Here is a 12,837-nt window from a genome sequence, read left to right as displayed (position 1 = left end):
AAGTCCTTTTTTCGTGCGTATGAACGAAGGGGGGGAGCCGCCGCCGTTCTGTGCCCAGCCGCAGTCGAGCTGCGAGTAGCACTTTGTGCTGTTGTCAAGCGGGTGCTCAAGCAACGTTTTGCCCTCGTCCGTGAAGCTGCGAGATGCGATGAAAAATTTGCGGGCTATTTTATGGCGAAATTGTCGGGAACAACGCAATTTTTCGGAAATTTCGGCGTGTCGGCGGTTTCATACCACGCTTTGTAGACCGGGATGAGCTCTGTTAAGGTGATTTTTTCCGGGCGGTCGAGGAAACCAAGTAAATTTGCCATGCGGCCGAGGAGTTGTTCGGGCGTGAAACGCGTGCGCAGAACGCCGATGTCGAGGTCGCGCTCGCGCTTACTTAAACGGCGGCCGTCGCGATTGACGAGCAGCGGAATGTGTCCGTAGTGCGGCGGTGTGTGGCCGAGTGCGTGAAAGAGCTGAATTTGGCAGCCGGTGGAAGGGAGCAAGTCACGCCCGCGGACGACTTCCGTCACGCCCATTAAAGCATCGTCTACGGTGACGGCGAGCTGGTACGCGTGCACGCCGTCGCTGCGGCGCACAATGAAATCGCCGAACGTGGACTGAACATTTATATTTTGCGGGCCGCAGTATAGATCTTCAAATGTAACGGATTTATCCGGTGCGCAAAAACGCAAGCTTGGGCGGCGCGTGCGGCTTTTTTCTTCGGCTTCGGCGGGCGTCAAATTTCGGCATAAACCGGGGTAGCGGAACGTGCCATCGCCCGCATGGGGCGCGGAGACCGCGTGCAGCTCTGCGCGGGTGCAAAAGCATGGGTAAACATCGTTTTTGGCGCGGAGTTCACTTAACGCCGATTCGTATAGCTCGCGGCGTGCGCTTTGGCAGTAGGGGGCGTGGGTGCGCTCATGGCCGGGGCCTTCGTCCCAAGTGAGGCCGAGCCATGTTAGATCGTCCATTAAAAGCTCGGCTTTTTCGCGTGTGCAGCGGTCGGGGTCGAGGTCTTCGATGCGCAGGAGCATCTCGCCGTTTTGGCTGCGTACGGAAAGCCACGCAAGAAGCGCGCAGCAGAGGTTGCCAAGGTGCATGCGCCCCGAGGGGCTGGGCGCGAACCGCCCGCGGACAGGGGTAGGTTGTGAGGTGGACATACTAAGAATCCTTTCGGAGAAAATTCAAAATTATAAAATCATTTTACCGCAGATTTTGGGCGCGCGCAACGGTTTTGGGACGGAGAAGTGAATTGACAGGTGTGCACCAAACGGGTAAAATGATATAGCAAAGTTTTGCACAGCCCGCGGCAACGGCGGTTAAAAGTTTCGCCCGCCTTTTCAAAGGCGGCGGAATCCAAGGGCAGCGCCCTTGGTCGAGCTCTGCAGAGCTCGAAACTCTTTAGACTTTAGAATAAGAGGATATCAAAATGAACGAAAAAGAAATCTCGGAAATTCGCCGCCGATTCAGGGCGGATAAAAGCAATATCACCCATGTGCGCGGGTGCTACGTCAACGAAAAGCAGGAAATCGTCTCGCAATTCGACCAGCCGCTCTCCCTGCTGCCGCAGGAGGAATGTGAAAATATGCTTTCCGTGCTGCGCCGCACGCTTTCCGGCACGCTCGGCAAAAATCTCATCGAAATGCCGTTTACGACTGCGCAGGTCGTTGACAGCGATGAGCACCGGCTGCTGATGGCGCTGCGCGACTCAAAGCTTACCGATGAAGAAGCCGTACGGATGTTTTTTGAGAAGGTCATCGCATCATACAGACCCGAGGGTACGTATCTCATTTTGCTCGCGAACGATACATACGACGTGCCGTACCGCGCAAAGGACGGCGAAACGCTGGAGGACGCCTCGGAGAATATCTATAATTACGTTCTGTGTACCGTCTGCCCCGTGAAGCAGACAAAGCCCGTTTTGGGGTACGACGTGCCGGAAAATACGTTCCACAACCGCGACATCGATTGGATTGTTTCCGCGCCGCAGCTGGGCTTTTTGTTCCCGTCGTTCACCGACCGCAGCGCCGATATTTACAGCGCCATGTACTACTGCCGCAGCGCTTCGGAAAGCTACGATGAATTTATAGATGCGGTGTTCAACCGCGAAGCGCCCATGCCCGCAGAGGAGCAGAAAACGACGTTTGGCACGATTTTGGGCGATGCCTTAAATGACGCGTGCAGTTTAGACGTCGTACAGACCGTGCACAGCCGCCTTTGCGGGATGATTGAGGAGCACAAGGCGAGCAAGGACCCGGAGCCGCTGACCATTACGGGACGTACGATGAAAACGATGCTGACCGCTTGCGGCGTGCCGGGCGAGAAAGCCGAAAAGTTTGAGGAAGCCTGCGCGGAGCAGTTCGGCGCGGACGCGGCACTCAGCCCGCGCAACCTTGTGGAGACGAAGAAATTCGAGATCAAAACGCCGGAGGTGCAAATTCGCGTCGACCCCGAGTACAGCGAGTGGATCGAGACGCGCTACATTGACGGTGCACCGTACATCCTCATTCCCGCCGGCGCGGGCGTGCAGGTGAACGGCGTGCCGATCGCCATCACTCGCCCGGACGTGGAGTATGAGGAGGAAGAATGATGGAATTCAAAGAACTGAATACGGAGGTTTTAAAATCGAGTTTGAACGCATCCGTATGAGGTGTGAGGTGATTTTTTGTGACCGCACGCGACGACGAGGGTAAGGTCATCGGCTACTTCGAGCGCCACGAAATGCACTGGGATTTCAGCGACCCCGGTAAGCCTGTTGCGGTGCCGAAGCTGGAAGCAGGATATTAAGACAAAACAATCGGCGCACAGGGTGTGAAAACTCTGTGCGCCGCTGATTTTATGTGCTTTTAAATTTACTCGAAATCAGCGTTCATGAAGAGCTCGAGCATTTTGACCGTCGCTTCGATGTCCTTTTGGCTCACGATGGCGTTCGGGCCGTGGGTGTAGCGGGTGACGACCGAGAAGCCAATCGTTTTGATGCCGCCGCCGACGAGCGTCATGGCGCCTGCGTCCGTGCCGCCGACATAGATGACGTCTTTCTGGTACGGGACGTTGTGTTCTTTGCACAGCGCGATGGATTTATTCACAAGGCCTTCGTCGCTGATGGAACCGGTGTCGGAGATTTTGATGGCGACGCCGTGGTCGAGCGCGTTGCTGCCCTCCAAATCGCCCGGGCGGTCGTGGCACGGGGTGACGTCCACCGCGACGCCGATGTCCGGCTGAATACGCTGCGCCGTGACCTGCCCGCCGCGCGTGCCGACCTCCTCCTGCACGGTGAACGCGAGGTAGATGTCGTTCTTCGGCTTTTTCACGTTCATCATCGCCGCCAGCAGCATATAGCAGCCGACGCGGTCGTCGATGGCCTTTGCGGTGATGTAGCCCGGCGCAAGCTCCGTGTACGGGCCCTCATAGCATGCAACGTCGCCGACATCAACGTATTTTAAAACTTCTTCCTTGCTGTGCAGACCGATGTCGATGTAGCAATCGGTATAGCGCTTATAGCCGCCGGCGCTCAGCTTTTCCGGCGGGATGCGGCTTGCGACCACGCCAACCACGCCGTTGCGGAAGCGGACGCGGCTCTGGTACGTTGTAAACGTCCAGCAGCAGCCGAGCTCCTTAAACATAATGCGGCCGTCTTCCTCAATTTTAATGACCTGAAAGCCGATCTCATCGGTGTGGGCGGCAAGCTCTATGCGCTTTTTGTGCTCGCCCGTGCCCTTAAAATAGGCGATGACGCTGCCGTTTGGGTCGGTGGTAATGTCGTCAGCAAGCGGGGCTAACTTTTCTTTAATATAGTCTGCAACGGCGGTCTCGTAGCCGCTGACGCCGTGCAGCTGGGTGAGTTCTTCAAATAACTTCATACGGGTTTTCCTCCTCTAAACGGGGCAGAAAGCCGCAGTCCGCGTTATTCTGCCATGATGGACGCAATGTCTTTGCAGAGTGCGTCCACGTTTTCGTCCGTCGTCGCCCAGCTTGTACAAAGGCGGACGGCGCTGTGTGTTTCGTCCACGCGCGCCCAATAGGAATACTTATACTTTTCCGCGAGCTTTTCGAGCGCAGTATCCGGGAAAATGGGGAACTGCTGGTTCGTCGGCGAGGGGGCAAAGAACGCGCAGCCCGCGTCTTCGCACGCTTTTGCAATGCGCTTTGCCTGCCGCACGGCTTTTTCGCTGATCTTGAAATAAAGATCGTCCGTGAAAAGCTCGTCAAACTGAATACCAAGCAGACGGCCCTTAGCCAGCATGCCGCCGCGCTGCTTGATGTGGTAGCGGAAATCCGTTTTGAGCGCCGGGTTCGTGATTACGACCGCTTCGCCGAACAAAGCACCGACCTTCGTGCCGCCGATGTAGAAGACATCGGAAAGCGCGCAGAGATCCGCGAGCGTCACGTCATTTTCGGGAGCCGTCAGGCCGTAGCCGAGACGTGCGCCGTCAATAAAGAGGTACAGCCCGCAGCGCGTGCAGACATCGTGCAGGGCGGTCAGCTCCGCTTTGGAATATAACCCGCCGTTTTCCGTGGGCAGGGAGATGTAAACGAGCTTCGGCTGCACCATGTGCTCAAACGAGGCATCGTTCACGTGCGCCAGATAGGCGTTTTCCACCTGTTCTGCGGTGATCTTGCCGTCCGGGGTGGAGGACAGGGGCAGCACTTTGTGACCTGTTGCTTCCACCGCGCCGGTCTCGTGCACGTTGATGTGTCCGGTGTCCGCACTCAGCGCACCCTGGTGCGGGCGAAGAATCGCTGCAATAACGGTGGCATTTGTCTGCGTGCCGCCGACGAGAAAATGCACGTCCACGTCCTCGCGACCGCATGCTTTGCGGATCTTCGCGCGCGCCAAATCGCAAATTTCGTCCTCGCCGTAGCCGACAGTCTGCATCATATTCGTTTCACAAAGGCGCTTTAAAATGTTCGGGTGGCAGCCTTCGGTGTAATCACAGTTAAAGTAAATCAAAATTTCGCTTCCTTCCGTATCCCGCCGCACAGAGAAAATCTCCGCCGAACGGAACTGAATGCAAGCACAGACGAGTGAGCTTGCAAAAATACACCCGTTTGCGCTATACGAATAAATATACCATGCAAAACTGGGTTTGTAAAGCATACGTTATGCAAAAATCGTGGGCTTTGTTTTTGGTGATGTATGTCGTGCGCAAAATTGCCCGCAGAGCGATAACATCAGGCGCAAGCCAAATAGCACAGTGAAGCCAAACCATACGCCGCAGGCGTATAGCATTGCGGCGCAAAGTGCCGAAAACGGGCGCATTTTTACGGCGAAAATGCTTGACAAAGCAAGGCGGCTATTGTATAATACAAAAGCTGTAAAGAAAAAAACTTTACAGCAGGGCGCTTAAAATTGAAAACGCCCGGAAACGGAGCGAACTATGGCAAAGGATCTGCGCATCACGTTCCTGCTGGATTTTTACGGCGACATGCTCACCGAAAAGCAGCGCGAGGTCGTGGAATGCTATTATAACGAAGACCTTTCTTTAGCGGAGATTGCAGAGGAGAAGGGCATCACGCGGCAGGGCGTGCGCGACGGCATCAAGCGCGCCGAACAGCAGCTTCTTGAAATGGAAGAACGGCTGGGTCTTGCAAAGCGCTTCCGCAGCGTGCAGGAAGAACTGACGCAGATCTGCGACCACGCGTTACAGATCGAAGCGGAAAACGAAAAGAACGGCGGCGACCCGGTCATTCGGCAGAACGTGGAGAGCATTTTGCGCTCCGCAAAGAAGCTGACGGACTGAGCGGCGCGGCTCTGAAAGGATTTTTACATGGCGTTTGAAGGTCTTGCCGATAAGCTCGGCAACGCGTTTAAAAAGTTAAAAAGCAAAGGCAAGCTGACGGAAAGCGACGTTAAGGAGGCCATGCGCGAGGTGCGTTTGGCGCTTCTCGAAGCCGACGTCAACTACAAGGTCGCAAAGGACTTTACCGCGCGCATTACGGAACGCGCCGTGGGCGAGGACGTTATGGAAAGCCTCACCCCCGCGCAGATGGTCATCAAGATCGTCAACGAAGAGCTGACGGCTTTGATGGGCGGCAGCGAAGAGCGGCTGAAAATGCCCGCGCACCCGCCGGCTGTCATCATGATGTGCGGCTTGCAGGGTGCCGGTAAAACGACGCACAGCGCAAAGCTTGCGAAAATGCTGAAAAGCCGCGGCAGCCGTCCGTTGCTCGTTGCAGGCGATATTTACCGCCCGGCGGCAATCAAGCAGTTACAGGTCGTGGGCGCACAGGCCGGCGTACCCGTCTTTGAGATGGGCACCGAAGACCCGGTGAAGATCGCGCAGGCGGCTGTTCGCCACGCGCGCGACTACGGCAACGATTACGTCATCATCGATACCGCAGGCCGTCTGCAGATCGATGAAGCGCTCATGAATGAGCTGAAAAATATAAAAGAAGCGGTGAACCCCACGGACATTTTGCTCGTGGTTGACGCCATGACCGGCCAGGAGGCCGTGAACGTCGCAAAGTCGTTTGATGATCTGCTCGACATCACGGGCGTGATTTTAACAAAGCTCGACGGCGATACCCGCGGCGGTGCGGCGCTTTCCGTTAAGGCCATCACCGGCAAGCCCATCAAGTTCGCCGGCACGGGCGAAAAGATTGACGACCTCGAGGTTTTCCACCCCGACCGTATGGCGAGCCGTATCCTCGGCATGGGTGACGTGCTGTCCCTCATCGAAGACGCACAGGCGAAAATGGATGAAAAGTCCGCGGCGCGCACCGCAGAGCGCATGATGCAGAATAAGATGGACTTCAACGACCTCTTGGAGCAGTTCCGGCAGGTGAAGAAGATGGGCCCGTTAAAGGGCATCCTCTCGAAATTGCCTGGCATCAACAGCTCGAAGCTCGATGAAATGGACATTGACGACCGCATTATGGACCGCAATGCGGCGATCATCCTTTCTATGACCCCCGAAGAACGTGCAAAGCCGGAGCTTTTGCAGGCTTCCCGCAAGCGCCGCATCGCGGCAGGCTGCGGCATGAAGGTGGAAGACGTCAACCGCCTTTGCAACCAGCTCAAGCAGATGCAGAAGCTGATGAAGCAGTTCGGCGGCAAAAAGGGCAAGAAAATGATGGCGCGTATGGGCGGCATGGGCGGTTTCGGCGGCCCGGATATGGGTGGCATGGGCGGCTTCCCAATGTAAATGCGATAAAGAAACGAACTTCATTTGTTTCTGACGCAAGACGTATATTTGAATTGTAAATATTGCCGACGAATCGTTGGTTAATAGATAAAACTTATTTTTTATAATATGGAGGAAATTACCATGGTTAAGATCAGACTTCGCAGAATGGGTGCTAAGAAGGCTCCTTTCTACCGCATCGTTGTTGCAGATTCCCGTTACCCGAGAGACGGCCGTTTCATTGAGGAAATCGGCTACTACAACCCGATGGAAGAGCCGAGCGTTGTAAAGGTTGATCCGGAAAAGGCAAAGGCTTGGATGGAAAAGGGCGCACAGCCGACCGATACCGTTAAGGCACTGTTCAAGAAGCACGGTGTTATCTGATTGCCCGTCTTCTCGTTTGAGAAAGGAACAATCTTATGCAGGAATTACTGAAAATCATCGCGCAGGGTCTTGTTGAAAAGCCGGAAGAGGTTTCCGTTACACTCGATGAGCCCAAGGAAGACGGTTCCGTCGTCTATCATCTTCACGTTGCGGAAGAGGACATGGGCAGAGTAATCGGCAAGCAGGGCCGCATTGCGAAAGCGATTCGCGTTGTTATGCGTGCCGCAGCAACACGCAGCAGCGAAAAGGTCGTTGTTGAGATCGATTGATCGAAAGAGGGACGCACGGGCTTCGTGCGTCCCTCTTTATATTAAAAGAGAGGAAGGCTTTCGCTGCGGCAGAGCCGAGGAAAACACATGAAAAAACAATTTCTGGAAGCGGGAAGGATCGTGGGTACGCACGGCGTACGCGGCGAAATGCGCGTGGAACCGTGGTGCGATTCCGCCGATTTTCTGAAAAAAGTGAAGACCCTGTATTTTGACGGCGGCAAAACGGATGCCGGGCTCCTATCTTCCCGCGTACACAAAAGCCTTTTGCTGGTGCACTTAAAGGGCGTGGAAAGCGCCACACAGGCCGACCTGTACAGGGGCAAAATTCTATATCTTGACCGAAACGACGTGCGCCTGCCGAAAAACCGCTACTTCGTGGAAGATCTCATCGGCCTTCATGTCATCGATGACGCAACGGGCGCGGAATACGGCACGGTGCAGGACGTTTTCGAGACCGGTGCGAACAACGTGTACCGCATTGTAAACGGCGCGGGCGAGGAATTTCTGTTCCCCGCCGTGGACGCCATGATCGCGAAGACGGACATTGAAAGCGGAAAGCTGTTTGTAAAGCCCATTCCGGGTATTTTCGGCGACGGCGCGGAGACCGTGCCCGTAAACGCCGGGGAGGCAGCGGATGCGGATTGATATTGTGACACTTTTCCCCGAAATGTGCGAGAATATTTTGAACGAGAGCATCATCGGCCGTGCGCGCGCACGCGGGTATTTGCAGGTGTGTTGTCACCAGCTGCGCGACCATGGTGAGGGCGTGCATAAGCGCGTGGACGACTGCACGTTCGGCGGCGGAAAGGGCATGCTTTTGATGGCGCAGCCCATAGCGAAGGCGTTTGACGAGATCATCGAACAAACCGCCGTGCGTCCGCATATTGTGTATATGTCCCCCCGCGGACGGGTCTTAGACCAGGAAAAAGTGAAGGAGCTCGCCAAAAACGAGAATATCATCGTGCTTTGCGGGCATTATGAGGGTGTGGATGAGCGCGTTTTGGAGGAATACGACGTGGAGGAAATCTCCATCGGCGATTTTGTCCTGACGGGCGGCGAGCTGCCCGCCGTAATCCTCACCGATGCCGTGGCGCGCATGCTGCCCGGCGTGCTTTCCGAAGACGTGTGCTTTGAGGAAGAAAGCCATTATGACGGGCTTTTGGAATATCCGCAGTATACCCGTCCCTCTGCTTGGCGCGGCAGAGAGGTGCCGCAGGTGCTTTTAAACGGCCACCACGAAAAAATCAAAAAATGGCGGCGCGAACAATCTTTGAAGGTCACGCAGAAAGCCCGCCCGGACCTCTTTGAAAAAGCTGAGCTGACTGCGGAAGAAAAGCGCGCTTTCGGCAGAAAATAAGCGGATTTTAGGAATGTTTAACCCTCTGTGGCGAACTGATTTTACGAAATGTTTTCAACAAGCAGAGCAAAATGCACAAACACGGATCGTTTCATAGCGATATGCCACGGGCATATATCCAAAAATGGGGTACCCCGCTTGACGGGGGGACAAATTATGCTATAATAACTTATATTGAAGCATTTTGAGCTTTAGAATCATGTTTGACATTCAGAGTATGTAATGTATTACTTACAGGAGAGTGAATCGCAATGTGTGTTAAGAAGGACGTTTTGGTTCAGAATCAGGTTGGTCTCCATGCAAGACCGGCAACTTTCTTCATCCAGAAGGCAAACGAGTTTAAGTCTTCCATCTGGGTTGAGAAGGATGAGCGCCGCGTAAACGCAAAGAGCCTGCTGGGCGTTCTGTCTCTGGGCATCGTCGGCGGTACGTCGATCGACATCATCGCTGATGGTTCCGACGAGCAGGAAGCTGTTGACAGCCTCGTGGCTCTTGTTGAATCCGGCTTTGCCGAATAATTTCAGCTTGTCAAAACGGCGCCTATCGGAGCATTTCCGGTAGGCGTTTCTTCTTTCTCAGTCGCTTAGTGACTGAGCCGCATGGAGGTGCGCATGGTACAGCTTACGGAAGAAAAAATGGCGCATATCAAAGAGCTGCGCAAAAAGGCGATGAAGCTGCCGCTTCACCCGGGCGTGTACATCATGCACAGCCGCGATGATACCATCATCTACATCGGCAAGGCGAAAGCGCTTAAAAACCGTGTCAGCCAGTATTTCGGCTCGGATAAAAACCATAATGAAAAGGTGCGCCGCATGGTCTCGAATGTCGAGTATTTCGAGTATATTCTGACGGACAGCGAGTTTGAAGCGCTCATTTTGGAAAGCAGTTTAATCAAGCAGCACCAGCCGAAGTACAACATCCTCTTAAAGGACGATAAGGGGTACAGTTATATTAAGGTGACAGCGGGCGACTGGCCGCGCATTTCGGAGACGAAGCAGGTCCTGAATGACGGCGCAAAGTATATCGGCCCATACCTTTCCGCGTGGACAATCAAGGACACCGTGGAGGAGGCGCGGAAGATTTTCCGTCTGCCGTCCTGCACGCGCAAATTCCCGCAGGAGATCGGCCGCGGCCGCCCGTGCCTCAACTACTACATCAAGCAGTGCTGTGCCCCATGCCGCGGGCACGTGAGCCAAAAGGAATACAACGAGGCCGTACAGGAGGCGCTTGATTTCATCCGCGGCGGCACAAGCGATTCCGTGCGCACGCTGACGGAGAAAATGAACGAGGCGGCTGAAAATCTCGATTTTGAGCTTGCCGCGCGCATCCGCGACCGCATTACGGCCATCAACAAGCTGAAAGAGCGCCAAAAGGTTGTCGCAAGCCGCGTGCCGGAACAGGACGTCATCGCGCTCGTGCTCGGCGGCGAAAAGGTGAGTATTCAGGTGTTCCGCTTTGCGGGCGGCAGACTGTATGACCGCGAATCGTTTTTATTAAACGCCGACGACGAGCCGGAGCAGATCCGCAGCGAATTTATCATGCAATATTATTCGATGCGCGATAAGATCCCGCCCGTCATCACGATAGACGGCCCTGTCAACGACGACGGCGTCCTTGAAGAATGGCTGGCGAAAAAGGCGGAGCGCCGCGTGAAGTTCCACATTCCGCAAAAGGGCGAACAGAAGCAGCTTGTGGAAATGTGCCGCACGAACGCCGCGGAAGCGCTTGCGCAGGCTATGGGCCGCGCCACGGGCCGTGAGACCTCCGCGCTCGATGAACTGCGCCAGCTCTTAAACCTGCCCAAAACGCCGGAATATATTGAATCCTACGATATTTCAAACCTTGCGGGCGGCGAGAACGTCGCGGGTATGATCGTGTTTGAAAACGGCCGCCCGCTGAAAAGCGCGTATCGCAAGTTTAAAATCAAGACTGTCGTCGGACAGGACGACTACGGCAGCATGCGCGAGGTCATCCGCCGCCGTTTTGAAGAATACCGCGCCGCCGATAAGCCCGAGGGCTTCGGCAGACTGCCTGACCTCATTCTGCTCGACGGCGGCAAAGGGCACGTGGGCGCCATACGTCCGCTTCTGCGCGAAATGGGCATCGACGTGCCGGTATACGGTATGGTAAAGGACGATAAGCACCGCACGCGCGCCATCACGGAGGACGGCGGCGAAATCGCCATTCAGTCTACGCGCGCGGTGTTCACGCTGGTGTCGAGCATTCAGGACGAGGTGCACCGCTTTGCCATCGGCTACCACCGCCAGCAGCGCAAAAAGGCGACCATCTCCACCACGCTCACGTCCATTCCGGGCATCGGCGAAACGCGCGCCAAAGCGCTGATGAAGCACTTTACAACCATACGCGCCGTCAGCGAGGCGACGGAGGAAATGCTGGAGGAAACGCCCGGCATGAACGCCCCTGCCGCCCGCGCCGTCTACCGTTATTTCCACAGCGAAGAAAACGACGGGGAATAACGTTGTTCCTGCGTATTTTTCGACGTTTCTCTGCAAAAACTGCGCAAAAACGGTTGACATATTTCTATTCAAATGAGATAATAACTTGAAGTGTGTCTGTACATGTTTTTTAGATTTCGGACACGGACTTCCAAAAGAGAAAGGAGTGTTCGGCTGTGCGTATCATAACCGGTTCCCGCCGAGGCAGAAAATTGAAAACGCTCCCGGGCGATGCTGTGCGTCCCACGCCGGACCGCGTAAAAGAGGCGCTTTTCAACATTTTGCAGTTTGATCTGGAGGGCCGCGTGTTTCTCGACCTGTTTGCGGGCTCCGGCCAGATCGGTCTCGAGGCGCTCAGCCGCGGCGCAAAGCGCGCTGTGTTCGTAGACAGCGCCAAGGCATCCTGCGGCGTCGTGCTGGAGAACATCCACACCACAGGGTTTGAAAACGAAGCGCAGGTGATGAACGCGGAGTATGCTTCGTATCTGCTGCGCTGCACCGAGACCTTCGACATCGCGTTTCTCGACCCGCCGTACCGCACGGGCACGCTCACAAAGGCGCTCCTTGCGGTCACGCCGCACATGAACCGCGGCGGCATCGTGATCTGCGAGCACCCCACGGACGAAGAGCTGCCGGAGACGGCGGGGGAATTCGTGCGCGTGCGCGACTACCGTTACGGAAAAATCTTGCTGACCGCGTATCGCCATCAAAGCATGGTGTAAGCGCAAAAAAGGCGGTATATCAATGAGAATAGGGATCTGTCCGGGCAGCTTTGACCCGGTCACGCTGGGACACATGGACATCATCTCCCGTGCGTGCAAAATTTTCGACAAAGTCATCGTCGCGGTACCGGTAAACCCGGATAAGCGCGCGAGCTTTACGGTGGAGGAGCGCATGGAAATGCTGCGCACCGTCACGGCCGATATGGAAAATGTAGAGGTAGACTGCGTGCGCGGTCTTTTGGCGGATTACGCAAGCGAAAAGCATGCGGCTGCCATTGTGAAGGGTCTGCGCGCAATCTCCGACTTTGAATATGAATTTCAGATGGCGCTCACCAATAAAAAGCTGAACCCGGAGTTTGAAACGCTGTTCCTGCCGACCAGCATCGAGCACATGTTCCTCAGCTCCAGCATGGTCAAGCAGATTGCGGGCTTCGGCGGCGATATTTCCCATTTTGTGCCCGAGTGCCTTTTAGAGAAAATAAATCAGAGACTTTGCCGCACGGCAGACTGAATGCGGCTAAAAATACGAAAGGAATG

General features: G+C 55.3%; 14 protein-coding genes. 11 read left to right on the top strand and 3 right to left on the bottom strand.

Annotation, left to right across the window (positions count from 1 at the left end; translation table 11 throughout):
- Positions 1-164: 164 nt before the first annotated feature.
- On the bottom strand, positions 165-1,148 hold the full coding sequence (gluQRS, locus tag ACI0CA_RS14460; protein ID WP_308448519.1) for a tRNA glutamyl-Q(34) synthetase GluQRS: 984 nt from the start codon (positions 1,146-1,148) through the stop codon (positions 165-167).
- A gap of 269 nt (positions 1,149-1,417) precedes the next feature.
- Between gluQRS and ACI0CA_RS14455 the strand changes: the two genes are divergently transcribed.
- Positions 1,418-2,578 (top strand): DUF4317 domain-containing protein, encoded by a 1,161-nt coding sequence (locus ACI0CA_RS14455; RefSeq protein ID WP_308448520.1) that lies wholly within the window; start codon positions 1,418-1,420, stop codon positions 2,576-2,578.
- A 262-nt stretch (positions 2,579-2,840) separates the two neighbouring features.
- Here ACI0CA_RS14455 and ACI0CA_RS14450 read toward each other — a convergent pair whose 3' ends face one another.
- A complete protein-coding gene (locus ACI0CA_RS14450) occupies positions 2,841-3,848 on the bottom strand; it encodes a M42 family metallopeptidase (protein ID WP_308448521.1) in 1,008 nt (335 codons plus the stop codon).
- A 44-nt stretch (positions 3,849-3,892) separates the two neighbouring features.
- Positions 3,893-4,939 carry a threonine aldolase family protein gene (locus tag ACI0CA_RS14445; RefSeq protein ID WP_308448522.1) on the bottom strand — a complete coding sequence of 349 codons (1,047 nt, stop codon included), beginning with the start codon at positions 4,937-4,939 and terminating at the stop codon, positions 3,893-3,895.
- A gap of 427 nt (positions 4,940-5,366) precedes the next feature.
- Between ACI0CA_RS14445 and ylxM the strand changes: the two genes are divergently transcribed.
- The 10 genes from ylxM (at position 5,367) to coaD (ending at position 12,811) form a co-directional block, all read left to right on the top strand.
- The gene (gene ylxM, locus ACI0CA_RS14440) at positions 5,367-5,729 is read left to right on the top strand and encodes a YlxM family DNA-binding protein (RefSeq protein WP_176819780.1); all 363 of its coding nucleotides are present in this window, start codon (positions 5,367-5,369) and stop codon (positions 5,727-5,729) included.
- Positions 5,730-5,756: 27 nt separating this feature from the next.
- On the top strand, positions 5,757-7,133 hold the full coding sequence (gene ffh, locus ACI0CA_RS14435) for a signal recognition particle protein (protein WP_176819781.1): 1,377 nt from the start codon (positions 5,757-5,759) through the stop codon (positions 7,131-7,133).
- A 123-nt stretch (positions 7,134-7,256) separates the two neighbouring features.
- Entirely contained in the window at positions 7,257-7,496 is a 240-nt protein-coding gene (gene rpsP / locus ACI0CA_RS14430) for a 30S ribosomal protein S16 (RefSeq protein ID WP_176819782.1), read from the top strand.
- 35 nt (positions 7,497-7,531) lie between these two features.
- The gene (locus tag ACI0CA_RS14425) at positions 7,532-7,765 is read left to right on the top strand and encodes a KH domain-containing protein (RefSeq protein WP_176819783.1); all 234 of its coding nucleotides are present in this window, start codon (positions 7,532-7,534) and stop codon (positions 7,763-7,765) included.
- Positions 7,766-7,852: 87 nt separating this feature from the next.
- Complete coding sequence (gene rimM, locus ACI0CA_RS14420) at positions 7,853-8,410, top strand: ribosome maturation factor RimM (RefSeq protein WP_446806682.1); 558 nt, start codon at positions 7,853-7,855, stop codon at positions 8,408-8,410.
- On the top strand, positions 8,400-9,122 hold the full coding sequence (gene trmD, locus ACI0CA_RS14415; protein WP_308448525.1) for a tRNA (guanosine(37)-N1)-methyltransferase TrmD: 723 nt from the start codon (positions 8,400-8,402) through the stop codon (positions 9,120-9,122). Before rimM ends, trmD begins: the two co-directional genes overlap by 11 nt.
- Before the next feature lie 251 nt (positions 9,123-9,373).
- Positions 9,374-9,640 carry an HPr family phosphocarrier protein gene (locus ACI0CA_RS14410; RefSeq protein WP_176819786.1) on the top strand — a complete coding sequence of 89 codons (267 nt, stop codon included), beginning with the start codon at positions 9,374-9,376 and terminating at the stop codon, positions 9,638-9,640.
- A gap of 93 nt (positions 9,641-9,733) precedes the next feature.
- A complete protein-coding gene (gene uvrC, locus ACI0CA_RS14405) occupies positions 9,734-11,599 on the top strand; it encodes an excinuclease ABC subunit UvrC (RefSeq protein ID WP_446806683.1) in 1,866 nt (621 codons plus the stop codon).
- A gap of 113 nt (positions 11,600-11,712) precedes the next feature.
- Positions 11,713-12,300, top strand: coding sequence for a 16S rRNA (guanine(966)-N(2))-methyltransferase RsmD (rsmD, locus tag ACI0CA_RS14400; RefSeq protein WP_308448694.1), 588 nt, complete (start codon positions 11,713-11,715; stop codon positions 12,298-12,300).
- 22 nt (positions 12,301-12,322) lie between these two features.
- A complete protein-coding gene (gene coaD / locus ACI0CA_RS14395) occupies positions 12,323-12,811 on the top strand; it encodes a pantetheine-phosphate adenylyltransferase (RefSeq protein ID WP_176819788.1) in 489 nt (162 codons plus the stop codon).
- Positions 12,812-12,837: the final 26 nt, after the last annotated feature.

Origin of the sequence: Hominenteromicrobium mulieris (assembly GCF_046197855.1) — a bacterium.
Lineage (GTDB): Bacteria > Bacillota > Clostridia > Oscillospirales > Acutalibacteraceae > Hominenteromicrobium > Hominenteromicrobium mulieris.
Note: the sequence above shows the minus strand (reverse complement) of the source record. Positions and strands in the feature narration are given on the sequence as shown.